General features: G+C 71.1%; 18 protein-coding genes. 7 read left to right on the top strand and 11 right to left on the bottom strand.

Translation table 11 applies throughout. The features are described 5' to 3' along the window. Positions 1–123 precede the first annotated feature (123 nt). On the top strand, positions 124–816 hold the full coding sequence (locus ACZ6TV_RS07595) for a hypothetical protein (RefSeq protein WP_465296348.1): 693 nt from the start codon (positions 124–126) through the stop codon (positions 814–816). Here the strand turns inward: ACZ6TV_RS07595 and ACZ6TV_RS07590 are convergent. The 3 genes from ACZ6TV_RS07590 to ACZ6TV_RS07580 all read right to left on the bottom strand — a co-directional run bounded on the left by ACZ6TV_RS07590 (position 813) and on the right by ACZ6TV_RS07580 (position 3745). Continuing rightward, complete coding sequence (locus ACZ6TV_RS07590; RefSeq protein WP_465296347.1) at positions 813–1820, bottom strand: BUD32 family EKC/KEOPS complex subunit; 1008 nt, start codon at positions 1818–1820, stop codon at positions 813–815. The two genes, ACZ6TV_RS07595 and ACZ6TV_RS07590, sit on opposite strands and share 4 nt — an antisense overlap. 114 nt (positions 1821–1934) lie before the next feature. Next, complete coding sequence (locus ACZ6TV_RS07585; protein WP_465296346.1) at positions 1935–2618, bottom strand: response regulator; 684 nt, start codon at positions 2616–2618, stop codon at positions 1935–1937. Beyond that, a complete protein-coding gene (locus ACZ6TV_RS07580) occupies positions 2615–3745 on the bottom strand; it encodes a sensor histidine kinase (RefSeq protein ID WP_465296345.1) in 1131 nt (376 codons plus the stop codon). Before ACZ6TV_RS07580 ends, ACZ6TV_RS07585 begins: the two co-directional genes overlap by 4 nt. A gap of 118 nt (positions 3746–3863) precedes the next feature. On the opposite strand from ACZ6TV_RS07580, the gene ACZ6TV_RS07575 reads away from it, so the two are divergent. From ACZ6TV_RS07575 to ACZ6TV_RS07565, 3 genes are read left to right on the top strand one after another with little or no spacing between them, the layout of a single operon-like run. Next, positions 3864–4781 carry an ABC transporter ATP-binding protein gene (locus tag ACZ6TV_RS07575; protein ID WP_465296344.1) on the top strand — a complete coding sequence of 306 codons (918 nt, stop codon included), beginning with the start codon at positions 3864–3866 and terminating at the stop codon, positions 4779–4781. A 38-nt stretch (positions 4782–4819) separates the two neighbouring features. Next, on the top strand, positions 4820–6229 hold the full coding sequence (locus ACZ6TV_RS07570; RefSeq protein WP_465296343.1) for a hypothetical protein: 1410 nt from the start codon (positions 4820–4822) through the stop codon (positions 6227–6229). After that, positions 6226–6903: a hypothetical protein gene (locus ACZ6TV_RS07565; protein ID WP_465296342.1), complete on the top strand. Its 678-nt coding sequence runs from the start codon at positions 6226–6228 to the stop codon at positions 6901–6903. Before ACZ6TV_RS07570 ends, ACZ6TV_RS07565 begins: the two co-directional genes overlap by 4 nt. An 8-nt stretch (positions 6904–6911) precedes the next feature. Here the strand turns inward: ACZ6TV_RS07565 and ACZ6TV_RS07560 are convergent, their stop codons facing one another. Together ACZ6TV_RS07560 and ACZ6TV_RS07555 are read right to left on the bottom strand one after the other, a co-directional pair. Then, the gene (locus ACZ6TV_RS07560) at positions 6912–7421 is read right to left on the bottom strand and encodes a hypothetical protein (protein ID WP_465296341.1); all 510 of its coding nucleotides are present in this window, start codon (positions 7419–7421) and stop codon (positions 6912–6914) included. An 8-nt stretch (positions 7422–7429) separates the two neighbouring features. Then, on the bottom strand, positions 7430–9907 hold the full coding sequence (locus tag ACZ6TV_RS07555; protein ID WP_465296340.1) for an ATP-binding protein: 2478 nt from the start codon (positions 9905–9907) through the stop codon (positions 7430–7432). Positions 9908–9995: 88 nt separating this feature from the next. On the opposite strand from ACZ6TV_RS07555, the gene ACZ6TV_RS07550 reads away from it, so the two are divergent. Both ACZ6TV_RS07550 and ACZ6TV_RS07545 read left to right on the top strand, forming a co-directional pair. Beyond that, positions 9996–10589, top strand: coding sequence for a carboxymuconolactone decarboxylase family protein (locus ACZ6TV_RS07550; protein WP_465296339.1), 594 nt, complete (start codon positions 9996–9998; stop codon positions 10587–10589). Continuing rightward, a complete protein-coding gene (locus ACZ6TV_RS07545) occupies positions 10589–11233 on the top strand; it encodes a class I SAM-dependent methyltransferase (RefSeq protein WP_465296338.1) in 645 nt (214 codons plus the stop codon). The genes ACZ6TV_RS07550 and ACZ6TV_RS07545 overlap by 1 nt, the downstream gene beginning before the upstream one ends. 28 nt (positions 11234–11261) lie before the next feature. On the opposite strand, the gene ACZ6TV_RS07540 is transcribed toward ACZ6TV_RS07545, so the two are convergent. From ACZ6TV_RS07540 to ACZ6TV_RS07515, 6 genes are all read right to left on the bottom strand, one after another. Continuing rightward, positions 11262–11549, bottom strand: coding sequence for a hypothetical protein (locus ACZ6TV_RS07540; protein ID WP_465296337.1), 288 nt, complete (start codon positions 11547–11549; stop codon positions 11262–11264). After that, a complete protein-coding gene (locus ACZ6TV_RS07535; protein WP_465296336.1) occupies positions 11546–12025 on the bottom strand; it encodes a hypothetical protein in 480 nt (159 codons plus the stop codon). The genes ACZ6TV_RS07540 and ACZ6TV_RS07535 overlap by 4 nt, the downstream gene beginning before the upstream one ends. 34 nt (positions 12026–12059) lie before the next feature. Continuing rightward, positions 12060–12518 (bottom strand): hypothetical protein, encoded by a 459-nt coding sequence (locus ACZ6TV_RS07530; protein ID WP_465296335.1) that lies wholly within the window; start codon positions 12516–12518, stop codon positions 12060–12062. Positions 12519–12819: 301 nt separating this feature from the next. Beyond that, positions 12820–13569 (bottom strand): hypothetical protein, encoded by a 750-nt coding sequence (locus tag ACZ6TV_RS07525; protein WP_465296334.1) that lies wholly within the window; start codon positions 13567–13569, stop codon positions 12820–12822. 264 nt (positions 13570–13833) lie between these two features. Beyond that, positions 13834–14625, bottom strand: a complete 792-nt coding sequence (locus ACZ6TV_RS07520) for a hypothetical protein (RefSeq protein ID WP_465296333.1) — start codon at positions 14623–14625, stop codon at positions 13834–13836. 59 nt (positions 14626–14684) lie between these two features. Continuing rightward, entirely contained in the window at positions 14685–25520 is a 10836-nt protein-coding gene (locus tag ACZ6TV_RS07515) for a LamG-like jellyroll fold domain-containing protein (protein WP_465296332.1), read from the bottom strand. A 337-nt stretch (positions 25521–25857) separates the two neighbouring features. Here ACZ6TV_RS07515 and ACZ6TV_RS07510 point away from each other — a divergent pair, with 337 nt between their 5' ends. Continuing rightward, positions 25858–26358: a hypothetical protein gene (locus tag ACZ6TV_RS07510; protein ID WP_465296331.1), complete on the top strand. Its 501-nt coding sequence runs from the start codon at positions 25858–25860 to the stop codon at positions 26356–26358. Positions 26359–26384 lie beyond the last annotated feature (26 nt).

The following is a 26384-nucleotide window of genomic DNA, read 5'->3' as shown; positions in this document are numbered from 1 at the left end:
CGTGGGTGCTGACTTCCGGCGGTATCTCGGGTACTGTCCGCGTGGCATTCTGCACCGGTCACGCCCCGCCTCCCCCGCGGGGATCCGGCGAAATGCGAATCGCCGCCGAGGAGGGCAGGGACCATGACGCAGCACCAGATGCGACCGTATGACGAACGTCTCGCGAACGGTCACGCGACGTTGAACAACACCGCGGAGCAGCAGGCTCCCCGCCCCGACATGATGAACGCGCAGGCGTTGCAGGTCCTGACGATGGCGCAGCGCACCGCCGAGGAGCACCTCGACGGCGCCCGCCGGGAGGCGGAGCAGATCCGCGCCGCGGCCCACGCCGAGGCGGCACAGATCGTCTCGAAGACCCAGGCCCGCGCCGACGCGCTGCACGCCGAGGCGGAGAAGTTCATCGCCGAGGCCCGCGCCCAGGCCGAGAGCATCGCCCAGTCGGCGGAGGCCTTCGCCGCCGAGACCGAGCAGAACGCCAACGACATCCTCGCCGAGGCCCAGTCCCGCTCGGAGAAGATCGTCCAGCAGGCCCGCGCCAACGCCCACGACATCAAGCAGCGCGCCGAGCAGATCTACGAGGACGTGGTCGGCGGCCTCACCTCGAAGCGTCAGGCGCTGCAGCAGCAGATCGAGGCGCTGGAGCGCTTCGACCACGAGTACCGGTCGCGGCTCACCTCGTTCATGCAGCAGCAGATGCGCGCCCTCTGGGTCAGCCAGCCGCAGGTCGAGGCGGAGATCGAGGAGGCCGAGGCGGTCCCCGGCGAGCTCATGGCCGCCCCGCGCCACGAGCAGGCCGACGCGGAGGAGCAGGACTAGAAGGCCCCCGCCGGAAACGGTGTTGTCCGGCTTGTCCCGTAAACGTGCCAGTAGAACTCGTTCATGGCGGCCGCCGCTCGCGCGTTCCGCGTGAACAGCGGCGCCAGCGTTTCCGGGACGCCGGCTGGTGGCGCGCCCTCCGCGCAGCGGCGGATGTAGGCGTACCGCTCGGCGACGTCGGTGATCCCGGCCACGTTGGCGACGATCCAGTTCAGCAGTTCCCGCATGGCATAGGCCGCGTCATGGTTCGCGTGGTGTACCGCGAACGCCCGCTCCTGCTCGGACAGGTCGAACCGCGGTGACGTGGCCAGGCCGAGGTCGGTCAGGTAGAGGCGGCTGCCGTCGGTCAGGATGTTGCGGAAGTGCGCGTCGAAGTGCAGCAGGCCATTGCCGTTCATGAAGGCGACGGCCTCCCGCAGCTGCCGCTCGACGCCCAGGCAGGCGTCCGGGTCCTGACCGGCCAGCCAGGTGTCCAGGCGGTGCGGGACGTGCTCGGCGAACAGCACCAGGCTCGCCGACGCCGCCGCCAGGGCCTCCAGGCGCCGGCGGACCGCGGGCGAGCCGTCCCAGTAGTCGACGACCCGGTCGACGTCGGCGTGCTCCTCGGTCGGCGGCGGCGCACCGGGCAGCACCCGCCAGTGGTACAGCAGCGGGAACGCCTCGCTCCGCCCGGTGAGCACCCAGTTCGTCGTCATGGTGTTCGCGGCGAGCTCCCGCCACGCGCCGAAGCCACCGTTGGCGTACTCGACGACGCCGTACTGGCAGACCACGGGCAGCTCGAAGATGTTGGCGGTGGACCTGACGTGCCGCGGGTCGCGCTCCAGGTCGGTCAGCGGGATCCGTTTCACGAACACGGGCACGCCGTCGACGTCCAGCACCGCTGACGCGCCGCCGACGCCGGTGCCGAGCGGCCGGGCCTCGTCGACGAGCCGGGCGAGCCGCCGGTCGTCGAGCAACGCCAGCGCCGTCGACGTGTCACCGTGCCTGCGCAGTCTGCTGTCCATACGTCCTCACGGGTTTGTCGGCGGCCGGGCCGGCCACCGCGGTGCGCGGCGACCCCCGCCAGCATCCCCGACCGCGAGCGCGGACGCCGCCCCGACCCTCGGCCGCCACGCGGCTCAGCGGCCGGAGCGGGGGGTCACGACGCCGTACTCGTAAGCGGCGATGACGGCCTGGACGCGGTCGCGGACGGCGAGTTTGGCGAGGAGGCGGCTGACGTGGGTCTTGATGGTCTCGGTGCTCACCACGAGACGCTCGGCGATCTCGGCGTTGGACAGGCCCTCGGCGATGAGGCGCAGGATCTCGGTCTCCCGGGGTGACAGCGCCGGGAGCCTGGCGGGGGCGGTGCCCGGGCGCAGGCGTTTGACCTCGCTGATGAGGCGGCGGGTGACGGTCGGCGCCAGCAGCGCCTCGCCGGCCGCGACCACACGCACCGCCTCGAACAGGCGCTCCGCGGCCATGTCCTTGAGCAGGAAGCCGCTGGCGCCGGCGTCGAGGGCGTCGTAGACGTACTCGTCGAGGTCGAAGGTGGTGAGCATGACGATCCGCGGTGCCGGGCCGGGCCGGGCGCCGTGCAGGAGCTCGCGGGTGGCCTGGATGCCGCCCATGACCGGCATCCGCACGTCCATGAGGACCAGGTCGGGGCGCAGCTCCCGGCAGAGCCGCACCGCGGCCGCGCCGTCCCCGGCGGTGCCGACGACCGTGAAGTCCGGCTGGGTGTCGAGCAGAGTCGCGAACCCGGCGCGGACCGCCTCCTGGTCGTCGGCGACGACGATCCGCACCGCCACACCGTCGCCGCTCATCGCCGCCCCGCCGGGACCGGCAGGACGGCCCGCACGGCGAACCCGCCGGTCGGGCCCCGCGCCGTCTGCAGGGTGCCGCCGGCCATCGCCACCCGCTCGCGCATCCCGACGAGCCCGAACCCGGAGGCCGCCGGCATCCTGGAGACGGCGGCGCCGGTGTCCCACACCGACAGCTCCAGGCGGTCCGCGCCGTAGGTGATGCCGACGTCGACGGCCGCGCCGGGTGCGTGCTTGCGCGCGTTGGTCAGCGCCTCCTGCACGATGCGGTAGGCGATGACCTCCAGGCCCGCGTCGAGCCGGCGGTACGGCCCGCGCACGACCAGGTGGATGCGGGACCCGTCGGCCGCCCGCGCCTCGTCCACCAGGTCGACGAGCTCCGCGAGGCACGGCTGCGGCAGTGCGGCGGGGGCGTCCGCGTCGTCGCGCAGCACGCCGAGCACCCGCCGCATCTCGGTGAGCGCCAGGCGCGCCGTGTCGCCCATCGCGAGCAGCCGGGCCGCGGCGACGTCCGGCAGGCCGGGCGTGGCCAGCCGGGTGGTGTCCGCCTGCACCGCCAGCAGCGAGATGTGGTGCGCGACGACGTCGTGCAGCTCGCGGGCGATGCGGGCCCGCTCGTCGCGGACCACATACGCGCGGGTGATGCCGTGCAGGTCGCCGTCGACGACGGCGCGGCCCGCCGACTCGGTGCCGGCCCGGGTGTGCGCGCCGAGCGCGAGCGCGGCCGCGGACGCGACCAGCAGGAGGGTGCCGGGCACGCCCGCGTGCCCGATCGCATACGCCGCGTACGGCACGGCGAACAGGAGCGCGACCCGGCCCGGCGCCCGCGCACCGACCAGGTGGAGCAGGACCGTCTGGGCGATCAGCGCGGCGACCGCCGGGCGCGGCCCGAGCACCGCCGCCGCCAGCGTCGCGCCGCTGCCCGCCGCGGCCGCCAGGACGGGACGGTCCCGGGCGGCGGCGACCGGCAGGGTGGCGCACAGCGCGAGCGCGACGGCGGCCAGCAGCGCGACGGCCGACCGGTCGGCGGAGGCCAGCACCGCCTCGAGCGCTCCGAGCGTACCCAGCCCGGCCGCGGCGACCATGGGCAGGTGTGGCGCCACGGTGTCGGGGAGCCTCGGCAGACGCACGCCGTCAGTATGGAGCAGCTTCCGCCCGGTGCGGTCCCCCGCGAGAGGGAGGTCGGCCGCGGAATTTCGCTCGCGCCCGCGACGGCGCGCGGCGGCCCCGGTCCCATACGGTCACGTCATGCCGGACATCGCCATCGAGGTGCGCGACCTGACGAAACGGTACGGCGGCACCGTGGCGGTCGACGGGCTGAGCTTCACGGTGCGGCCGGGGAAGGTCACCGGGTTCGTCGGTCCCAACGGTGCGGGCAAGTCGACCACCATGCGGGTCATGCTCGCGCTCGACCGGCCCGACGGGGGCGAGGCACTCATCGGCGGCCGGCGCTACCGCACGTTGCGGGAGCCGGCCCGCACGGTCGGCGCGCTGCTGGACGCCGAGGCGGTCCACCCGGGCCGGCGCGCGTCGGACCATCTGCTGTGGATGGCGCGGTACACAGGGATCCCCCGAAGCCGCGTCGACGCCGTCCTGGAGCAGGTCGGGCTGGCGTCGGTCGCCCGCGACCGGGTCGGCGGCTACTCCCTCGGCATGCGGCAACGCCTGGGCATCGCCGGCGCGCTGCTCGGCGACCCCGCGGTGCTGATCCTCGACGAGCCGGTCAACGGTCTCGACCCGGACGGCGTCGCGTGGATCCGGGGGCTGCTGCGGTCCCTCGCCGCGGAGGGCCGCACGGTGCTGGTCTCCAGCCATCTGATGGGCGAGCTGCAGGACACCGCCGACCATCTGGTCGTCATCGGCCGCGGCCGGCTCCTCGCCGACGCGAGCGTGCGGGAGCTGCTGGACGCGGCGTCGGGCGGCCTGGTGGAGGTCAGGACCAGGGACCGCGCCGGGGCCGTCGACGTGCTCGCCAACGCGGGCGCCACGGTCACCGTCACCGGACCGGAGACGGTGACGGTCGCCGGCCTGGACGCCGAACGGGTCGTGGCCGCGCTGACCGCCGGTGGCGTGCCGTTCTCCGGCGTCGGCGGGCACCGCGCCTCCCTGGAGGACGTGTACATGGAGATGACCCGCGCCCACACGACGTTCGCGGCCCCGGCATGATTCGGGCGCTGCGGGCGGAGTGGACCAAGCTGCGGTCGGTGCGCAGCACCGGGCTGGCGCTGCTGGCGATGGCGGCGCTGACGCTGTTCCTCGGCCTGCTGTCGGCGTCGCTCAGCGAGAGCACCGTCAACCAGGGCGTGCTCACCGTCGACCAGTTCCACTTCGTCCACCGGCCGATGACCGGTGACGGGACCGTGACCGCCCGCGTGTCCGCGCAGGCCCCCAGCGGCGGCTGGGCGAAGGCCGGCGTCATGGTCAAGGCGAGCGACGTGAGCGGCGCGCCGTACGTCGCGCTCATGGTCACCCCGGAGCACGGCGTGCTGCTGCAGGGCAACGCCACGACGGAGCTGCGCCGGCCGGGCGCCACCGGCGACCGCTGGCTGCGGCTGACCCGCAGCGGGCAGACGTTCACCGGCGCCGAGTCCGCCGACGGCGCCACCTGGCACGACGTCGGCACGGTGACCGTCGCCGAGCTGCCCGTCGCGGCGCGGGCCGGGTTGTTCGTCGGTTCGCCGCCGTACGTGCGCTTCACCGAGTTCTCCGGCGGCGAGTACAGGCGGTACGACCCGACGATCGGCGAGGCGATGTTCGACCACGTCACCGTCGGCGGCGCCACCCCGGACCGGGACGGCTGGCAGGACACCGACGTGACGCCGCGGGGCCTGCGGCCGGCGCCGCCGCCGCTGGACACGGGCCTGCCCTACCTGGAGATCCTGCCGGGCGGCAGCGTCTGGACCGGCGACGCGTCGGTGACGATCCGGGGCGGCGGCGACATCGGCCGGGCCGGCATGGGCGGCATCGACCTGGCCGACTTCGACCGGGTGAAGGACAGTCTGTTCGGCGTGCAGCTCGGCATCGTCGGCGCCGTCGCGCTCGGCGCCCTCGCCGTCACGGCGGAGTACCGGACCCGCACCATCGGCACGACGTTCGCCGTGCAGCCGCGTCGCGGCGTCGTGCTCGCCGCGAAGGCGGTGGTGCTCGGCGGCGTCGTGTTCCTCACCGGCCTGGCGACCGGCGTGCTGTGTTTCCTCGTCACCCAGCCCCTGCAGGACCGCAACGGCTTCGGCCCGCCGGTCTACCCGGAGCCCGCGCTCGCCGACCCGGTCGTCGTGCGGGCGATCGCCGGCGCCGCGGGCTATCTCGCGCTCATCGCCCTGTTCAGCCTCGCCGTCGGTACCGTCGTGCGGCGCACCGCCGGTGCCGTCACCACGCTGCTGACCCTGCTGGTGGTCGTCCCGATCGTCGTCGCCGGCAGCTCCGCGCAGGGCGACGGCTGGCTGCGGCGGTTCACGCCGGTCGCGGGCACGTCGATCGTGCAGTCGGTGACGTTCCCGCCCGGGTCCAACGACACGGTCACCGGGCCGTGGACGGGTTTCGCGGTGCTGTGCGGGTACACCGCCGTCGCGCTCGGCGCCGCGTACTGGCTGCTGCGAAGGCGGGACGCGTGACCCGCGCGCTGCGCGCCGAGTGGACCAAGCTGCGCACCCTGCCGTCCAACGTCTGGTCGACGGCGGCGGTCGCCGGGCTCCCGCTCGCCGGCGCGGCGGCCGTCATCATGGTCACCGACCGGCCGGACCGCGCCCCGACCGTGCTGCTCCTGTCGGGCACCCACTTCGCGCAGCTCGCCGCCGTCGCCCTCGCCGCCGCCCTGATCTGCGGCGAGTTCCACCCGCGGCTGCTGCGCACGACCCTGGCCATGCACCCGCGCCGGGTCACCGTCTTCACCGCGAAGGCCGCCGTCCTCGGCGCGACGGTCCTGCTCGCCGCGACCCTCGGCACGGCCGCCACGATGCTCGCCGGCCCGGCGCTGCTGTCCCGGCGCGGGGTCGCCGCCGGCCTCGGGCCGCACGCGGCCGCCGGGACGGTTGCGTACCTGACCCTGGTCGCCCTGCTGGCGCTGGGCGTGGCCACCGCGGTCCGGCACGCCGGCGCGGCCATCGGCGCCATGGTCGTGCTCCTCTACGTCCCGTACCTGGTGACGCTCCTGGTCCCGATGCCGGACACTGCCCTGCACCGGGTGCAGCGGCTCGCGCCGATGACCGCGGACCTCGCGGTGCTCGCCGCCTACGCGGCCGCCGCCCTGCTCCTCGGCGGCCTGCTGTTCACCAGACGCGACGCGTGACCGGTCCGTCAGCCGAACATCGTCATCGGCAGCCCGAGCACGAGCACCACGACGATCACGCCCAGCTGGCCGAAGACGAGCTCGTCGACCGTGGAGTGGTCCCTTCGGCCCCGCACGATCAGCCACGCGAGCGGCGGCCACCCCAGCGCGGCGATCAGCAGCCCCCACCACGCGAAGTCCAGGACGCCGCCGGCGTACGCCTCGGTGTACTCGCCGCCCGCGACCCGGACCTCGAAGTCACCGCCGCGGTGCATGCCGCTCGACCGGAACGTCACCGTCCCGGCCGGCTGCCGCTCGCCCGTGCGGGTGAGGACCCCGGTGCACCGGTGACCGTCGGCGAAGCCGTCGGCGCTGGTCGCCTCGGAGCACGAGCCGACCGCCACCGTCCCGGCCGCCGGTCCGACCCCGGCGGCGGCCAGCACCCGCGGCCCGATCAGGAACACGACGCAGACGGTCGCCAGCAGCGCCCACACCGCGGCCGCCACGAACAACCCCACCCGTTTCGCCGTGTCAGCCACGCCACCCATCATGCATCGTCGATGCCACCCTGCCGCAGGGCGGCGGCGGGCGGGCCGGACAGGCCGGACGTGTAGGCGGCGTCGAAGCCGGCCGGGCCCAGGGACCGCACCAGCAGCGAGCGCAGGTGTTCGTCCGGCGGCTGGACGGGCGCCAGGTGGGTGCCGACCGCGTCGCGGCGGCCCTGGGCGGCGCCGAGGAGCACCGCCGCGGCGACCGGCCGGTCCTGGGCGGCGGCGACCGCGGCGAGCGCTTCCAGGGCCTGCACGAGCACGACGGACTGGCCGGCGACGAGGACCGCCTCCGCGGCGGCGCGCAGCTGCTCCTCGGCGCCGGGCAGGTCGCCGCCGCGGCGGGCCCGCTCGCCGAGGACGAACAGGGCCCGGCCCGCGCAGCGCCGGTCGCCGAGGCGGCGCAGCGCCGGCAGGACGTCCCGCATGCGGCCGGCGGCCTCGTCGTGCGCGCCGCGCACCCACGACCACTGGGCGAGGCCCACGTCGGCGTGCGCGATGTCCGCCTCGCTGCCCGCCGACGCGGCCATGGCGCGGCTCTCGGTGAGCCAGGCGTGGATCTCGTCGCCGGTGGCGCCGGCGGACATGGCCCGCTGCGCCATCATGAAGAGGGTGTTGGCCGCGTACACGTGGTCGCCCGCCCGGCGGAACAGGGTCACGCTGTCGTGGCCCCACCGCAGCGCGTCGCTGAGCGCCGGGGAGCCGAGGACGAGGCCCTGCATGGTGAGCGCGCGGTCCCAGACGTGGTCGTCGGCGAAGCCGGTCAGCGCGTCGAGCAGCGCCGGACGGGTCAGCTCCGGCCGGATCCACGGCGAGCTCATCCCGACGGCGCGGGCGGCCACCGCCCGGGCCGGTGCGTCGTGGCCGGCCGCCAGCCGCTGCGCCCGCACGGCGAGGTCGAAGGCGGTGCCGGAGTCGCTCGGGTGCAGCAGGGCGCTCGCCGCGGCGAGCCCGGCGACGGCCGCGGGCGCGGGCGCCGGGTCGCCGAGCGCGAGGGTCCGCTGAATCCACTCCAACGCCTCGCGGCGCTGCCCCGTGAGGTCCCAGAAGCGTTCCAGGGCGCCGATGCAGCGCCATGCCTGCTCCGGGTCGCGGATGTCCGCACTGTACGAGAACGCGGCGCGCACGTTCGGCTGCTCCGCCGACATGCGCCGCAGCCACGTCCCCTGCTCGGCGTGCCTGAGCCCCTCGGCGGCGCGTTCGGTCCAGGCGATGTAGTGCGCGGCGTGCCGGCGGCGCGCGTCGTGCTCGCCGTCGCCGGCCGCGAGGCGTTCCGCGGCGTAGGACCGGATGGTCTCCAGCATCCGGTACCGCCGGACGTCCCCGCCGACGGTCGACACCAGCGACTTGTCGACCAGCTTCGGCAGGACCCGGACGACGGCCTGGTCGGGGTGCACGGCCCGCACGGCGGCGAAGTCGAAGTCGGCGGGGAAGACGCCGAGCCGGTCGAACAGGGCACGTTCGTCGTCCTCGAGCAGCTCGTAGCTCCAGTCGATGGCGCTGCGCAGCGTGCGGTGCCGGGGCCCGGCGGTCCGGGCGCCCCCGGACAGCAGGTCGAAGCGCTGGTCGAGGTGCTCGACGAGCTCGACCGGGCTGAACGTGCGCAGCCGCGACGCGGCCAGCTCGATCGCGAGGGGCAGACCGTCGACCCGCTGGCAGAGGGCGGCGACGGCCGGGGCGATGGCGTCGGTGAGCGCGAAACCTGGCGCGGCGGTCGCGGCCCGGTCGACGAACAGCCGCACGGCGGCGGTGTCCTCGATGTCGCCCGCGGTCGTGGCGGCGCCCGCCACCGGCACCGCGAGCGGGTCGACGGGGTACGTCACCTCACCCGGCACGCCGAGCGGCTCCCGGCTGGTCGCGAGGACCCGCAGCGGGCCGCCGGCGCGCAGCAGCGTGGCGACGACGTCGGCGGCGGACTCCACCACGTGTTCGCAGTTGTCGACGAGCAGCAGCCCCGACATGCCGGCCGCGGCGTCGCCGAGGATGTCCGTCAGTGACCAGCCCGGCTCCGGTACGACACCCAACGCCCGCGCGACGACGTCGCCGACGAGATCCGGGGTGACCGGTGCCAGGTCCGCGAGCCGGACGCCGCCGTCGAAGCCGCCGGTGCCCACCTGGACCGCGAGCCGCGTCTTGCCGACCCCGCCGGGGCCGATGAGCGTCACCAGCCGGTGCCCGGCCAGCAGGGCGGCGACCTCGGCGGTCTCGCGTTCCCGGCCGACGAGGGTGGTCAGCGGCGCGGGCAGCGACGGCGTGCCGCGGGGCGGGCGGCGCAGCGCGGCACCGGCCTCCACGAGCGCGGCCCGGTCGGCGACGGCGAGCTTGCGGAGCAGGGCCGCGACGTGGCTCTCCACGGTGCGCACGGACAGGTGCAGCCGCTCGGCGATCTCCCGGTTGCGCAACCGCTCCCCGACCGCCCGCAGCACCTCCGCCTCGCGGCCGGTGACGCCCGCGGCGGCCAGCCGCTCAAACCCCATCTGGGCATTCTGCACTTGTCCGTATCCGTAGGACGTTCCGTGGTCCGCACGGATGTCCGGCGATCCTTCCGCGGCGAGGATGGTCGGCATGGACGACGCCGGTTTTCTCGCCGCACCCGACACCACCGCCGAGGCGCAGCGCCTGTTCGACGACGACATCGACGAGCTGGGCTTCGTGATGAACTGCTCCCGCCTGTGGGCCTACCAGCCGGAGACGATGACCGGCCTGTTCGACCTGATGGGCAAGGCCAACGCCACCGACCGGCTCACGCTGCGGCAGCGCGGCATCCTCGTCACGGCGTGCGCGTCGGCGTACGGCGACGCCTACTGCGCCCTGGCGTGGGGCCGGAAACTGGCGCAGCTCAGCGGTCCGGAGACCGCCGCCGGGGTGCTCACCGGCACCGACGCCGGGCTGAGCCCGGCCGAGCGGGCGATGGCCGACTGGGCCCGGAAGGTCGCCCGCGACCCGAACGCGACCACCGCCGAGGACGTGCAGCGGCTGCGCGACGCCGGGTTCACCGACTCGCAGGTCTTCACGATGACCGTGTTCCTGGCGCTGCGGCTGGCGTTCTCGACCGTCAACGACGCGCTCGGCGCCCGCCCGGACCGGCCCATGCACGACGCCACCCCCGTCGTCGTGCGGGAGGCGGTCACGTTCGGCCGCCCCGTCGAGGGACCGTGATGGACGCCGCCTGGTCGTACGCGCGCCGGCTCGCGGCGGACGCGATCGCCCGGGGCGACGACACCGGCTGGTTCGAGACGCTGTACGCCGCCGCCGACCGCGGCACGACGGGCATCCCGTGGGCGGCCCGCGCCCCGAACCCGCGGCTGGTGTCCGCCCTGGCGGGCGGGGTGTGGACGGGCCGCGCCGCCGTGGTCGGCTGCGGGCTGGGCGACGACGCCGAGCACGTCGCGGCGCTCGGCCCGCGCACGGTCGCGTTCGACATCGCCCCGACCGCGGTGGCGATGGCCCGCCGCCGCTTCCCCGCCTCGCCCGTCGACTACGTCACCGCCGACCTGCTCGCCCCACCGGCCGAGTGGGCGCAGGCGTTCGACCTGGTGGTCGAGGTGTTCACGCTGCAGGCGCTGACCGGCCCGACCCGGCGCGCCGCGATCGCCGCGCTGGCGGGCCTCGTCGCGCCTGGCGGCCGACTCCTCGTCGTGGCCGTGGCCCGCGACGAGCACGACCCACCCGGCGACCTGCCGTGGCCGCTGACCCGCGCGGAGCTGGAGTCCCTGACGCGGCACGGCCTGCGGCGCCACTCGATCGTCGACTTCACCGACCCTGGACCCACCCGCCGCTGGCGTGCCTGGTTCACCACATGACAGCTGTCGGGCAGACCGGGACGCGTCGTCATTCGACGATGCCGAATGCTCGCTCACGCCACCGCCGGACACCGTCGGACTCCCCGGCCGGAGCAGTCTCGATGGTGTGCCGCAGAGTATGCGCCAGGCCGAAACACTCGTCGTCACCGAAGCACTCGGCCAACGCGAGCGCCTCCTCGTCTGTCACAGGGCGCGGAACACTGTCCAGCAACTCCCCGGCCCGCCTGACAAGAACCTCAAGGACGTCGTCAGGTTCAAGATCCTCCGACGGCAGTCGTCCGAGGCTGACGAACGCACGCACTTCCGGCCGGATCATCCAGACCTCTCCTCCTGATCGGTCTCTGAACCCCGGGCGGCCAGGATCCCGCCGAGGCGGCGCCGCAGGCGGCGGGAGCTGCCGGGCAGCTCGCCCAGCGGACGGACCTCATGGACCGCGAGCTCCGGCCGCTCGGCGAGGGCCAGCACGGCGACGTACGGCCGCGAAACCGGCTCACGCAGCAGCCGCGACACCCGGCGCAGCACCTCCAGGAGCACGACCCGGTCGGCGTGCGGATGCCCGGCGACGAGCCGCAGCACCGCGTTGCGGTCCCAGTCGCTGTAGTCGCCGTCCAGCACGCGCAGCAACGCACCGGCGGTGGCCCGGTCCTGCCGGGCGACCGCGAGCCGCACGAACGGGAACGGGCTGCCGGCGAGCGTCGACAACCCCTCCGGGTCGAGCCGCGGGTCCTCGGCCGCCCGCCGGTAGTCCACCGGCGACCGGTTCACCACTGGCAGCAGCGCCTCAAGCTCCACCCCGCCATCCTGGCACCGCCCCGACGCCGGCGCGCTACACCGGTCCCTGGTGGATCAGGAAACCTGCCGGCCTCCGGTCACGGACGAGGTCCCAGACGGGATCCTCGGCAGCCGCGGTGTGCCACTGCTCGAACGACAGGTCGTCCTCCGGAAACCACCACGAGATGTGCGGACGGATGCCGGCCAGCCCAGGATCCAGCGCATAGCTGAATTCACAGCGCAGCTGCACGAACCCGTCGTGCTCGCCGTCGTCACCCACCTCTTCGAACTGCCTGACAAAACCGATGCTGAACTCCGGCTCGGACATCAGGCCGTACGCCCCGTACTCGAACAGGAAGCCGTCGACCCCGGCCATATCGGGCAGGTCGAACCCCACGCCGCCGACGCTGCCGATCGCGGCAACCACCCGATCCACCGCGGGTGCGGCAACCTCATGGCGGCCGAATCCCCCGAGGTCCCTCAGGATCTGCTCAGCCGACGCAATCGAATGCACCGCAGCTCTCCCACCGACATCATCCTCGTCACCGGTACTCCGCCTCGTCCCGCGTCTCGTGTCCGGAGAACTCACACGACACCGCCGGGAACGTCACGTACAGGATCTCGCCCAGGCCCGGCGGGAGCTGCCGGGCGGCTCGACCAGCGGACGGACCTCGTGCCCCGCGAGCTCCGGCCGCTCGGCGAGGCGAGTACGGCGGCGTGCGGCCGCGAAACCGGCTCACGCAGCTGCCCCGACAACCGGCGCAGCATTGCGTTGCGGTCCCAGTCGCTGTTGTTGTCGGGCGCGCCGGTCTGCGTCAGAACGGCGGCTCGTTGTCCGGCCCGTCGGTCGGCTCCCATGGGTCGGTCCACACATCCTCGTCGATCGGGTTCGACCAAACTTCTGCGCTGCGCGCGTCGACGCTCGCTCCCCAGGCCGCGAGCGCCGTGATCGCGGCTCGCCGGCTCGTCCCCTCAGCACTGGTGGCCAGCAGCTGCCGCACCGACGGCATCAGCGCCTCACGACGCGAGATCAGATCTGGATGGTCGACGAGCAGCATCGCGAGGAGTAGCGCAGCTTCGCGCACCGCGGAATCGGCGTCATCGAGACAGGCGGATATGCCGGCGTATACCTCAGGAAATGTCCCTCGAATTTCTTCAAACAGTGAAAGTACCACGTCGTCGGAAAATCCGGCCCAGGATCGAACTCGCCGCTCGGCCGTTGCACTGACCTCGCTCGCCACGTTTGCCAACCAGATCAGCAATTTCGCCCGAAGCGGATACCTCCCCTCCTCCCAGTCAGGACGAAGGGACCTGCTACTTGCCGGATCACCCAGAAGCCCGGCGACATACCGGACGGCGGGCACCGTTGCGGAGAACACAGTCCCCTGATGCAGCAGCGCGTTGGCAAGGTGACTGAGCCCGCTCCGCACGGAATCCGGGTCGCCCGAGGCCAAACCGGCGAGCTTGACCGGCGTTTCAGGGAAAGCCGGGCCATACGCCTGCTCCAGGCTCGACCAGTCCGTGGCACTGAGAATCTTCGACGGATCAGGCGGCCCGGCGGTCACCGTGCGATGATGCCAGACGCGCAATGCTCAGCAAAAGATGGGTGCAGACCCGACAACGATCTGCACCCATCGTGAATACCTGACCTAGTTCCTGGAGAAGGTCACTTCGTCAAATACCTGATCGATCCGGAACCGCACTGTCAACTGCGAATTTGGCGGAAGTAGTTGTCGAATACCGTCCATACAGAACCCGCAGGGCCCCAGCAAAAGCCATTGCGGTGATGCCGAGCAACCTCGCGCGTTCGTTACGGCCCGTCGGCGACCTCAGGATGGGCGCGTCTCCTGGTAGACCGCCTGCCGGACCAGGCCCAGCGCCTCCGGCAGGTCCACCCGCACGACCGGCCCGGCCGGCTCCTCGGCCACGGCGAACTGCCCGTCCCAGGTCACCCGCCACGCCCGGCCGACCGAGTTCTCCAGCACGACCCAGGCGTCCGGGTTGCCTTCGAGCGCTTCGATCTTGGCGACGAGTTCCCTGTAATGGTGGAACACTCGCTCCGCGCCCCGGGTCGCGCTGCCTCGCGCGTCGTTGCGGTACGCCAGCTTGAGAAACGGCGACACCGGCCGCCGTAGCTCTCCCACCGACATCATCCGCGTCACCCGGTGCTCCGCCTCGTCCCGCGTCTCGTGTCCGGAGAACTCACACGACACCGCCGGGAACGTCACGTACGAGAACGGCACGATCTCCGGGATCCCGGCCACGTCGTAGTGGTACACCTGCCGGCCGAGCACCACGACGGTGTCGAACGGATACCCGGGCACATCCAGCCCCTCGACGACCGTGACCAGCGCGTCGCCGGGGTCGGCCCGCCGGTCCCGCAGCAGCCGGACCATGCTCCAGAGCAGCGTCTCATCAACCTCGCCCGTGACCGAGATGCGGTAGAAGAACCGCTCGTCCCAGCTCAACGCCGCGAAGAAGTGAAACCGGATGTAGGACCAGGTCCAGACATTGTCGATACCGGCAGCGGGCTCGGCGATGGGGACACTCGCGCGTAGGAGCGCGGGCAGGTCCGTCATGGCGTGCTCCTGTGCGTCGAGACGATCGGCGAACTGCATCATTGCAGCACGATCCGGCGCGGCAGGGGACGTGACGCGCACATCCCCCGCCGCGGCCGAGGTCACGGGGTGTAGTTCGGCCCGGTCGTCTGATCGAATCTTTGACCACCCAGAGAGAAGTTGCCGCCGACACCGGGCCCCCGCATCACGCGCAGGTTGGCGATGTTGTCGTAGAAGGCACGGCGGCCCGCCCAGCTCATGTTGTTTCCCCCGTTGTTCCAGTGCTCACCGACTCCGACCGGCCAGTGGTCGTAGGTCTGCTCGCCCAGCGGGATGAAGTTTCCCTGGTAGTCGAACCAAGTGAGCATGTTTCTGGGAATACGCTCCCCGTTCGGGAACCTCGGGACGCCGCCCATCATGAGGCCTTCCACGGTGAAGTTCGTGGTCATGTAGTCGTGCGTGGCCTCGCTGTAACCGCCGCCGTACTGGTTCTCGCGATTGAACCGCTCCGGGGTACCCGGGGGGTTACGGCCCATCGTGCCGTCGGCCATCCGAGGCTGACCACCGTTGGCGCAGGTGCAGGTCGTGGAGTGTCCGTCGGGGTGGGTGCCCCCGCAGTTGTGGACCAGGACCGGAGATCCACCGGCGACGACGTAGTACGTGTGGACCGTCGCGACCGTGAGGTCGTGCATCGTCTTCGTGTCGACGTAGTTGCGGACGGACGCGACGGTCGCAATGTCACCGTCCGAGGTCCGCAGCTGGTGTCCCGCCACGAGGTCTGCGGCGTCTACCCAGCTGCCGACGGTCACGTCCCACAACGGGTGCCGCCATGTCGTCTGGATCGTCGCCGTGACGTCGCCGTCGGTCCCGTCAGCCGGAGTGGCGTCCTCGACCGTGATCGTGAGATCAGTGAGATCCACATCCTGGTTCAGGTGCAGCGCTTCGACCGGCTGCTCCTGCGTCTCACCCGTCTCCGGGTCGGTCGCGACAACCGCGTCGCCGACCTTGACCTCGTCGATGCGCTTGGCCGACCCGTCCGCCAGGAGCACCAATGTGCTGGGATCGAAGCTGTGGCAGGTGGTCTTCTCCGGCGCGCGGTGCTGACCCTGGTATCCGGCCGGTCGCTGGCCACCGCCGCCTGAGCCACCGCTCGCACGCGCCGGACGGCTCGCGCCCGGCATGCTCGACGGGCCGGTCCTGGCACCGCTGGATGAAGACGCTCCAGGACTGCGTGACCCGCCGCCGCCACCGGAGGCGCGCGCATCGCCGCCGCCACCGCCGCGCGGAGACCTGCCGCCGAGCTTGGGCAGCTTGGTGAACTTGTCGATACCGGCGCTGAGCGCACCGTCGAGACCACCACGGATCATGGTGTCGGCGAGGCCGTTCCAGGAGAACTCGGCGTCGCCCCGGCCGACATCGACCATGTAGCCCGCGCCGGCCGACATCGCACCGGCAACTGCGCCCGCGAGGATCAGGCAGCCGATTCCTGTGGCGCACAGCGCGCCGACAGCGACCGCTGCGGCAAGTCCGACCGCCGCGGTGGCGACGAACTTCCAGGGATCTTCCTTGATCGCTTTGATCGTGTTGGTGACCTTGTCGACGACCGCCTTCTTCGCTGCCTTCACCGTGGTGTCCACACACTTGCTGACACCGGACTGCAGACACTTCTTGGCGGCGTTGTAGCTGTCCTTGACCTGGTTGACCTTCTCGCGGCCCCACTTGACGACGGTGGTGTCCTTGACCGCGTCCCACGCCTTGTTGGCCGTGGTCTTCACGTCCTGCCACGCCTGACCGGAAGCGACGTAGGTGTAGGCACTGCTGGCGTAGGACACGGCCGTGTTGAAGGTGGCGACCGGGTTCGACACCGCTTTGACGGTGCTGTTCCAGGCGCTCGTGACGCTCGACCAGCCGAAGTGTCCGGTCGGGTCGGTGGTGGTCAGCGGGCCGCCGTCACCGTACTGGTACCGGTTGGCATTGACCGACGCAGGCACCGGGTTGTTGTTGGCGGTGTCGCGGGAGTCGAACTGGCCGGTGTCCGTGTTGTACCAGCGGGCCATCATGTTGACGCGGCCGGTGACGGAGTCGGTCCACTCCGACTGGTATCCGAGGCTGCCGATCATCGCCGAGGTGGCCGTGACCTTGCCGAGCGGGTCGTAGGTCGCCGATCCGGTCAACGTGGTGCCGGTCGCGGTGAACTGACCGACCACGTCCTCGTGCTGGTCCAGCCACGCATACCGCGAACCAGCGCCCGCGCCGGTGCCCTCACCGATCAGTCCACCATCGGGGTCACGGGTGTACGTCGCGGTCGGGTCCTGCGCCAGGTCGTTGCCCAGGGCGCTGTACTTGAACCCGGGCCTGACGACCCGGCCCTTTGCGTCGTAGGTATAGGTGCTCGTGCCACCGGCGGCCTGCTGCGTGATCACCTGATCGAACGCGTCGGCGGTGGTGTTGTAGACCCCGCCGTTGGTGGTCTGCTTCAACGTGCCGCGCGGGGAGTAGACGTAGCTGATGCCGCCGCTCTGCGACATGAGCCGGTTGCGCTGATCGTAGGTAAAGGTCTTCGCGCCGGCCTGGGTCCGGTTGCCGGAGGCGTCGTAAGCGTAGGTCGTCGTGGTGGAACCGACGGTCCAGCCGGTGAGCCGGTTCGCCAGGTCGTAGGTGTACGTGTTGGACGATGCCCCGGCGACGCCAGTCGTCACCTTCGACGTCTCGTTGCCGTTGGCGTCGTAGCCGTAGGTGATCGACCCGAGCGTCGTAGCCCCGTTGGAGGTCTTCAATGTGTCTGTCTTGAGCCGTTGCAGGCCGTCGTACGTCAGCGTCCGGGCGTTGCCGTTCGTGCCGTACGTCAGCTTCGAGGGCTGCGAGTTGGCGTTGTAGTCGACGAGCACGTTGATGCCGGTCGTGGCGTTCGCCGCGGTCTTGATCCGGCCGGAGGTGTCGTAAGTGAACGACGTGGCGCCGGCCGCGTCCGTCCGCGAGGCGGTCCTGCCGTCCTTGGTGTAGGTGAAGGTGTTGCTGTCGGCCGGTCCGCTGATCGTCAGCGGCAGACCACGGTCGTCGTAGGTGATGGTGTTCGTGCCGCCCGGCACGGACATTGTGGTGACGCGACCGGCGTCGTCGTAACCGAACGAACGGGCCGCAGTGGTGGCCTCGGCACCGGCACCGGTCTGGCCGGTCAGGCGGTTGAGGTCGTCATAGGTGTTGGTGATCGACACACCACCCGGCGATGTCTGCTTGACCAGCCGGCCCGCCACGTCGTACGCGGCGGTGAAGGTGCGGTCCGCGTCCGCGGGGTGCGCCGTGGTCGAGGGCTCGACCTGCGACTCAGGCAGACTCCAGGAATTGTAGGTGGTCCAGAATGCGTTGCCGCGGCCATCCGTGAACCTGGTGGGGTTGCCGGTGGGGTCGTAGGCAAACGATGTGGTGAACGTGGTGGAGCCCACCGTCGGCTGGACCTGGCTGGTGACCCGGTTCAGGGCGTCGTACACCATCGTCGTGGTGGTGTTGCGGGCGTCCTTGATCGAGGTGACGTTGCCGTTGTTGTCGTAGCCGACCGAATCCGTCTTCAGGACCGCGTTCGCCGGGTCCAGCTCCTGCACCCGCGTGACGCGGCCGGCGCCGTCGTACAGCGTGGTCTGCTTCGTGCCGTCAGGACGGATGAGCTTCACGGCCTGACCGAGACCGTCGTATTCGGTGCTCATCGTGTTGTTGGCGGCGTCGGTGATGGTCAGCCGCTCGCCGGCGTTGTTGTACGTCATCGTGGTGATGACACCGGCGGGGGACGTGGTCTTGCGCAGCCACGGGCCGGCGTCGGCGGTGTCGCCGTACAGCCCGGTGCCGTACTCGTATGTGGTCGTGTTCGTGACCGTGCTGGGCTGACGCACGACGGTGCTGGTGGTGAGCTTGCGACCCATGTAGTCGTAGGTCGCGGCGTTCTTCCCGCCAGTCGGGTCGACACCCTCGATCTGGTTGCCGAGCTTGTCGAACTTGGCCGTCGTGATTTTGCCGGTGGGGCCGGTGACCTTGGTCGGGTTGCCGAAGTTGTCGTACTCGTACAGCGTCGTCTTGTTGCGCGGGTCGGTGGTCGAGTAGACCTGGCCGAGCTTGTCGTAGACGGTGCTGCTGCTGGCGCCCGTGATCAGGGTGCCGCCCGGTGGGGTGTAGTCGGGCAGGATCACCTGGGTGGGGCGGCCCGCGGCGTCGACCCTGGTCTGCACCACCCGGCCGAGCTGGTCCTGCTCCTCGACCACGTCGCCGAAGGTGTTGTAGCCGGTGAGGGTCATCGGGCGCATGGAGACCACGCCGCCGGCGAGGGTCTCGGTGGAGACGGTCGGGGCGAGGACCTTGGCCAGGCGGCCCGCCTCGTCGTACTCGTAGTTGGTGGTGTTGTTGCGGGGGTCCTTCACCGCGGTGGTCAGGCCCCGGTTGTCCACCGTGTACGTGGTGGTCAGCAGGCCGCTGCCGGCGGTGAGGGCGTCGTCGGTGCGGCCCGCGCCGGCCTTCCACAGGGTGCCGACGTCCGTCGCGGACAGGGCCCGCTGGTAGATCTGCACGTTGTCGATCGAGCCGTGGAACAGGTTGGCGGGTCCGTTGGACCAGATGCCGCCGACGCCGATCCCGCGGATCGCGTTGAACGGGGTGGGGTTGTTGCCGTCGGCGCCCTTGACGTTGTTGGCGTAGAGCGACATCACCTTGGTGTTGGCGTCGAACACCGCGACCAGGTGGACCCAGCTGCCCGTCGTGCCGGTGTTCGGTGACGTCGCGGCGTAGTAGGCCGACGGGGAGGCGGAGTCTGTGCCCGGCGAGATGAACCGCCATCTGCCGATGGACTGGCTGTACTGCAGGTGGAAGGCCTGATTGTTCTCGGCGGCCTGGCCGACCACGGTCTGGTCGCCGTTGAGGTCGGACTGGTTGACCCAGGCCGAGATCGAGTAGGACTGCGACGTGTCCACCGCCGAGGCCCCCGAGAGCATGCCGCCCAGGAACGTGGCCTGCCCGCCTCCGACCGCGACCGGGCCCTCGTTGTGGATGTGGTTCGCCGAGGCGGACGCGTCGGCGGAGTAGAAGTACTGGTCCGACGCCGCGGTTTCGTTGAATCTCCACCAGCCGACGGGGGTCGAGGCGCTGGCGGTGCTGATGCTCTCGGTCAGCATCCGGCCCATCGGGTCATAGGTGTTCTGCACGGTCCTGAGCACCGTGGGCACCGCGCTGTTGTACGAGTCGGCGATGCTCTCCCGGGTGGTGATCACCCTGTCGTCGGCGTCGTAGACGTAGTTGGTGATCCGGTCGAGGCCGGCGACGTTGCGGCTCTCGGACTGGACCCGGCCGACCGCGTCGTACTGGAACCTGGTCTCCAGCGCCCCGTTGTTCTCCTTCTGGGTCATCGGGTTGCCGGCCAGGTCGTACGTGTACTCCTTGACCACGTACGTCTTGGTGCCGTCGGTGCGGGAGACCTTCTTGAGCTTGCCGTCGTTGAAGTACGCGTAGTTGGTGGTCCAGTTCATCGCGTCGGTCTCCGACGCGATCGCACCGTCCTTGTAGTACGTGTTGAGCGTGAGCCTGGTGCTGACCCCGTCCTTGCCGGTGAGGGTGGTGGTCAGCAGGTGACCCTCGGCGTCGAAGGTGTGCGTGGTGGTGCGCAGGACGTCCGCTGCCGGGCAGGCGGTCGCGGGCGCCGGGTTGCTGTTGCACTCGACGACCTTGTTCTGCTGCCCGTAGGCGTCGTAGGAGAAGATCGACACCGAGCCGGTCGCGTCGACGGTCTTCACCAGCTGGCCGCGGGTGTTGTACTCGTTCGTCATGCCGCGGGCCGCGTCGCCGCCGGTGGCGTCGGTGATGGTCCGGGTGAGCACGTTGCCGTCGGCGTCGTACACGTCGACGGTCTTCGCCGAGTGCGTGGCGCCGGTGACCTTGTCGACGGAGACCGGCTCGACCGCCTCGGTCAGCTGGCCGTCGCCGTCGTACTTGTACGTGGTGACCTGGCCCGACGGGTACGCGGTCGAGATCATCTTCTTCTCGACGACCCGGCCCAGATTGTCGTACTTGAACTCGGTCTTCAGCCCCGCGGGGTCGGTGATGCGGGCGACGTCACCGGCGGTGTTGTACTCCGTCTTCTGCTGCTTGCCGCCGGCGGACGTCACCGTGAACGGCAGGCCCGGCGGGGTCACGCCGCTGGGCAGCGCGGCGGTGCTCGCCGTGGTGTACGTGGTGACCGTGGACCGGCCGGCGTCGAACCCGATGACCGGCGGCGTCGTCACCTTCGTCCGGTTGCCCTGCGCGTCGTACTCGAACGTGGTCGACAACGACTCGAAGTGGCGCTGGGACGACTCCGGCGGGGTGATCTCCTTCAGCTGGTCGTTCAGGGGGCTCGGGGTCAACGGGTTCGGGTACGGATCAGGGTCCGGGTAGTACTTGTAGAACGTGGTCTGGCAGTCGCCCATCAGCGGGTCGAAGTAGCACGTGGTGGTGCGCACCGTGTTGCCGCGGTAGTCCTTGCCGGTCTCGGTCTTGCGGCCGAGCGGGTCGTAGACGACGGAGACGAAGCCGCCGACGTCGTAACCGTAGGACGTGGTGTTGCCCAGGGTGTCGGTGCTGGCGATGAGCCGGTTGCCGTTGAGCGTGTCGAAGACCTTGGTGGCCGGCTTGTTGCCCGGGTCGGTGATGGTGATCGAGGTGACCGGGGTCAGCACCGACACGCCGGGCGGCGAGAGCGCGCTCTGCCGCGCCTTGTAGTGCGAGTCGACCTGCGCCGCGGTGAGCGCCGACTCGTAGAACGCGAACTCGGCGATGTTGCCCTTGAAGTAGCTGACGTTGCTGGTGGAGCTCGGCCAGAACAGCGTCTTGCCGGCGCCGACGTAGGCGTAGCCCTGCTCGGTCGTGATCCACTTCTCGCCGCTCTGCTTGCCGACGAGCACGTTGTCCAGGTACAACGACTGCGAGTCGGTCTGGTCCCACACGTCGGTGGCGCTGAGCACGACGTGGTGCCAGTTGCCGTCGTTGACCGCGGTGCTGGACGTGATCGGGTTGACCGAGCCGTACCAGAAGCTGCCGCGGAGCTTGCCGTCGCCGCCGACGTACAGCGCCGGGGTCCAGGTGGTCGGGTCCTCGGCCAGGGTGCCCGCCTGGTAGGAGTAGAGCACGCCGCTGGACGACCAGCCGGCCGGGATCTTGAACCACAGCTCGACGGTCTTCGGCCCGGTCTGCCCGGGGTTGAACTCGAAGCTCTCCGACACCCGCACGTTGGAGGTGGTGCCGTTGAAGCCGGCACCGAACGAGTCGGCGAACGGGCTGGTCGTGTTCGGCTGTGTCGTGTCGAACGTGACGTTGTTGTAGGCGCCCGGGTTCACGCCGATGACCTGGCTGACCGGCGCGGGCGGGGCGGTGGTGTCGGCGAAGCGGTAGTACTCGCGCGGCTGCGTGCCGAGCACCGCGGACACGTACACCTGACTGGAGCCGCTGTTCGTCGGGTTGCTGACCTTCCACACGCCGCCGACCTCGTCGGTGACCTGGTTGACCCGGCCGGTGACGGTGTCGTAGGCGACGTTGGCCCGGACCCGGCCGGCGCTGCTGGTGATCTTCGTCATCGCCGACGAGGAGGACTTCGACGTGTACAGGCTGCTGACGGTGGCGGCCGTCAGCGGCTTGTTGAAGTACGCGACGTCGGCGATCGTGCCGGTGAAGAAGTTCGCGGCGGGCGCGGCGGTGTAGTTCTGCGCCGGCCAGCCGCCGCCGATGATGCCGCCGCCGACGTAGACGTTCGGCAGGTCCACCGTGTGCAGGGTGATCGCGCCGGGCAGGCTGTCGACCTGCGCGCCGTCGAGGAACAGCTGCTGGCCGCCGCCGTTGCCGACCAGCGCGACGTGGTGCCAGACGTTGTTGTTGACGACGCTCGGCGAGACCAGCGTGGTGCCCGGGTTGCCGTTCCACAGCTGCCCGCGCAGCTTGCCGGTGTTGTCGATGTAGAGCGCCGGCACGTAGCCGCCGGTGACCGCGACGCCCGGGGTGACCGCGTCCTTCTGGTAGGAGAACAGCACGCCCATCGCGGTCGACGTCTTGAACCACATGCTGATCGATTGGTACGAGCTCTCGTTCGCCTGCTTGACCGGCAGCTTCACCGTGCTGCTGGTGCCGTTGAACTGGGTGGCGGTGGAGGTCGAGTCGCTCAGCGGGCCGGTGACCCCGAGGCCCGGGCTGGTGTAGACGGCGTCGTCGGTGCCGTCGTTGGACAGCACCGAGCTCTTCGCCACGGTGCCGGTGCTCTCGTTGAGCCGCCAGAACGAGTACGGGCCGTGGTTGAGCACGGTGTTCGCGTGCTGCGCAAGGGCGCGGTACTCGTACGCGGTGCACAGGGTGGTGGTGCCGGGCGGGCACACCTTCATCAGCTTGTCGGCCGTGTAGGTGTAGTTCCACACCAGCGCGCTGGTCGACACCAGCGGGTCGGCCAGATCCGTGGTCACCGACGCCACGTGCGCGTAGGTCGACCCGGCCGGGATGTTCCAGCCCAGGGTCAGCTTCCGGTTCGAGGCGTCCGACTTGATCAGCGTGATCCGGTTGTTGGTGTCGTACGTGAACGACAGCGACCGCGCGTTCGCATCGGTGACCTTGGTGACGCCGTACAGGCCGGTCGACACCGACTTGGTGAACTCGTAGCTGGTGGTGTCCTTGTCGGTCAGCTTGTAGCCGCCGGTGACCGGCTCGAAGATGGAGTACCGGCCGGACGGCGGCACCCACTTGCCGTCGTTGTTCCGGCCGAAGGACACCTCCTGGCCGTTCGGGTAGCGGATCGTCGCGGTCTGCAGCACCCCGTCGGCGTCGACGTTCTCGCGGACCTGCATGTCCACGATGGACGACCAGCCGCGGCCGAAGCCGGAGGTGTCGCGCACGTCGAGGCTGTTGTACTCCCGGTTGATCGACAGCGCCGGGCCGGCGACCGCGATCTGGGCGTCGGTGTCCTTCGTGGTGTAGTTGCCGGCGCTGGGCTCGAAGCCCTTGCCGCCGTTCTGCGCCAGCGACGAGGTCACCGCCGGCTGCGGCACCTGGGTGGAGAACGCCCACACCTCAGGGACCGCGGGTGCGCTGCTGGAGTAGTCGTCGACCTGCACCGCGTACATGTAGACCTTGCCCCACGACAGGGTGCCGACCGGCGGCTTCCAGGTGCCGTTCGTCCACGGCGACGTCAGGAACTGGTTGCCCTTGTCGTCGTAGAGGAAGAACCGGTAGCGCAGCCCCTTGTTCGGGTACGTGTCGTTGTCCCGGCCGCTCGCCGCGAACTCCGGGGTGAGCGTGTTGACCGCCTGGTTCGACGCCGGGTACCGGGCGGTGATCTGCGGCGCCAGGTTCGGGCTGTACGTGACGTCGATGAACGGGTCGCACTGGATCGCGCCGAACGTCGCATGGTTGCAGATGAGGTTCGGCTCCGACGAGGTGAACCGCTTCCAGCTCTCGCTGTCGCTCTCCGACGCCCAGACCGCGAGGCCGGTGTAGCCGCCGGTGGTCGCCCAGTCGATCATCGTCTGGTTGTTCAGGATTGACGGGGACCACACGCCCACGTTGCGCGTCGCGGCGGTGTTGTTGCAGGCCGCGGTGCTGTAGGGCTGGTCCCAGCCGATCGAGGCGCCGTAGCCGGGCATGTTCGCCCAGGTCAGCGAGGGGGCGCTCCACGCGGCGGTGACGGCGCTGACGTCGTAGCGGCGCCCGACGCAGGTGCCGCCGTCGCCGGCATAGGACATGAACAGGTTCAGCCGCGCCGAGTCGATCTTCAGCCCGGCGACCGAGGCGGGGAAGCCGTCGAAGTTGAGGAACGCGCGGGCCTTCTGCCCACCGGCGTTCCAGGTGCCGACGGCGACGTTGTCCACGGTCGCGTAGTTCGTGGTGGACGACGACGACAGCCCGTACGTGTCGGCCCAGGTGGTGGACGTGGTCGGGTCCAGCTTGACCGGGAACCTGCGCTCCGGCGCCCGCAGCCAGGCACCGTCGATGCTCATCTTGATCGCCGGCGCGCCGTCGACGGTGACGATCTCGTAGCGCACGTCGTGCGACATCGCGCCGGCACCCGACGCGTCGACCGCGGCGTCCTCCAGGTAGCCGACCGGCGTCGTCGCGGCGACCGCGCCCTTGGCGTCGACGAACTCGACCGCGCCGCCGGCGCCGATACGGGCGGTGAGGCCCTTGAGCCGCAGCGGGTACACGTACTCGGTGGGGACGTCGGCCGCGCGCAGCAGCAGGGTCTCCTTCGCCCCGCCGGACAGCGCGCCCATCTCCAGGTCGACCCGCGGGAACACGTTGCGGTAGCGGGCGACCTGACCGTCGACCGTGGCGGTGTTGAGCACCGCGCCCTGCAGCGAGTACGCCAGCTCCGCGCCGGGCGCCACCGTCATCCGGAACAGGTCGTCGCCGGCCACCGCCGCGGACCGGCTCAGCACGGTGCCGTCGGTGTCGAAGCGCTGCGGCGAGCCGGCCGCGAAGCTCACCTGCAACGCGTTCGCGGTCGCCTTCGGCCGCTTGCCGCTGTCCAGCGCCAGCTTGCTGTCGATCGGCGTCCAGACCCCGTCGGCCGCCTTGAAGTTCACCGGCTCCCGGTACACCCGCCGCGTGTAGGAACCGTCGGCGTTCTGGAACGTGTCCGACTTCGCGGTCGCCATCCCCGCGACCCGCTTGCTGGTCTTGAGGTCGAAGCCCTTGTCGGTCTTGCCGGTGTCGCGTACCTGCGCGGCCAGCTGCTGCGGCTTGTAGCGGGCCAGCTCGCCCTTCGCCTTCGGCGTCGGCTTGCCGTCGTCGCGCACGACCGGCGAGTCAACGTAGTGGCTGGACGGCACGCCGGTGCCCTCCAGCTGCTGCGGCAGCTTCGGGTCCTCCTTCGCCCAGGACGGCCGCTGCGCGAACCAGTCGGTCACCCACGACAGCGGGAAGCCGTCGCCGTGCTCCACGACTCCTGCCGGGACACCGAGGCTGAGCAGCATGGCGACGACGGCGACGACGCCGATACGTCCGGTGACACGAGACGCGCGACGACCCGCCGGAGGGCGCGCAGCATCGATCGCAGAGGGACTGCTCAAGAGAATCTCCCCGTTACCAGCAAGATGACGGGAGCAGTGTGCATGCGCATGATCATGCGCACAAGGCATTCGAGATCGTCAGTGCAAAGATCCACCAATGTCTGCTTGAGGCATCTTTACCGCAGCACATTCCGTTGTCTGCGCCGTTGGGCGAACTCGGATCTTGGGGTCTTCCGCAGCGTCGGCCGGGCCGCTATCGTCGTGCCGACCTGGCGCCCAGTCACGGGGAAGGACGCCGCCCATGCCCTGGTTCACCCGAGGCCGCCGCATCGCCGCGGCGGCCGTCGTGCTCGTGGTCGCCGCCGGCTTCGCCGGCTGGCTGCTCTGGCCCGACGACCCGCCGCCACCACCCCGCGAGCGCCACTACAAGGCGTCCACCGCGTGCCTGCTCACCGACGAGGAAGGCCTCAACGGCGCGACCGCGAAGGCCGCCTGGGCCGGCATGCAGGAAGCCTCCACGGCCACCCTGATCAAGGTGCAGCACCTCGCGATCACCGGCCCACAGACCGCCGCGAACGGCGTGTCGTACTACAACACCCTCGGCGTGCAGCAGTGCGCCGTCATCGTCGCCGCCGGCCCGACCCCGGTCGCCGCGATGCTGGAGGGCTACGCCAAGTTCGCGTCCGTCAAGCAGGTCGCGATCGGCGGCAATCCGGGCTCGGCCCCCTTCACCAAGGTCGACACCGCGTCGCCGGCCACCATCCAGTCCGGCGTCAGGGAGATCGTCGCCTCCGCCGCCTGACCCCCCACCGGCGCGACCTGTCAGGA

The sequence above is a fragment of the Dactylosporangium sp. NPDC051087 genome (assembly GCF_055586325.1).
Note: the sequence above shows the minus strand (reverse complement) of the source record. Positions and strands in the feature narration are given on the sequence as shown.

Bases quoted from the DNA above. Each gene is read 5' to 3' on its own strand.
- ACZ6TV_RS07595 (WP_465296348.1), top strand. From the start codon at position 124: ATGACGCAGCACCAGATGCGACCGTATGACGAACGTCTCGCGAACGGT.
- ACZ6TV_RS07590 (WP_465296347.1), bottom strand. From the start codon at position 1,820: ATGGACAGCAGACTGCGCAGGCACGGTGACACGTCGACGGCGCTGGCG.
- ACZ6TV_RS07585 (WP_465296346.1), bottom strand. From the start codon at position 2,618: ATGAGCGGCGACGGTGTGGCGGTGCGGATCGTCGTCGCCGACGACCAG.
- ACZ6TV_RS07575 (WP_465296344.1), top strand. From the start codon at position 3,864: ATGCCGGACATCGCCATCGAGGTGCGCGACCTGACGAAACGGTACGGC.
- ACZ6TV_RS07555 (WP_465296340.1), bottom strand. From the start codon at position 9,907: ATGGGGTTTGAGCGGCTGGCCGCCGCGGGCGTCACCGGCCGCGAGGCG.
- ACZ6TV_RS07550 (WP_465296339.1), top strand. From the start codon at position 9,996: ATGGACGACGCCGGTTTTCTCGCCGCACCCGACACCACCGCCGAGGCG.
- ACZ6TV_RS07545 (WP_465296338.1), top strand. From the start codon at position 10,589: ATGGACGCCGCCTGGTCGTACGCGCGCCGGCTCGCGGCGGACGCGATC.
- ACZ6TV_RS07540 (WP_465296337.1), bottom strand. From the start codon at position 11,549: ATGATCCGGCCGGAAGTGCGTGCGTTCGTCAGCCTCGGACGACTGCCG.
- ACZ6TV_RS07520 (WP_465296333.1), bottom strand. From the start codon at position 14,625: ATGATGCAGTTCGCCGATCGTCTCGACGCACAGGAGCACGCCATGACG.
- ACZ6TV_RS07515 (WP_465296332.1), bottom strand. From the start codon at position 25,520: ATGCTGCTCAGCCTCGGTGTCCCGGCAGGAGTCGTGGAGCACGGCGAC.
- ACZ6TV_RS07510 (WP_465296331.1), top strand. From the start codon at position 25,858: ATGCCCTGGTTCACCCGAGGCCGCCGCATCGCCGCGGCGGCCGTCGTG.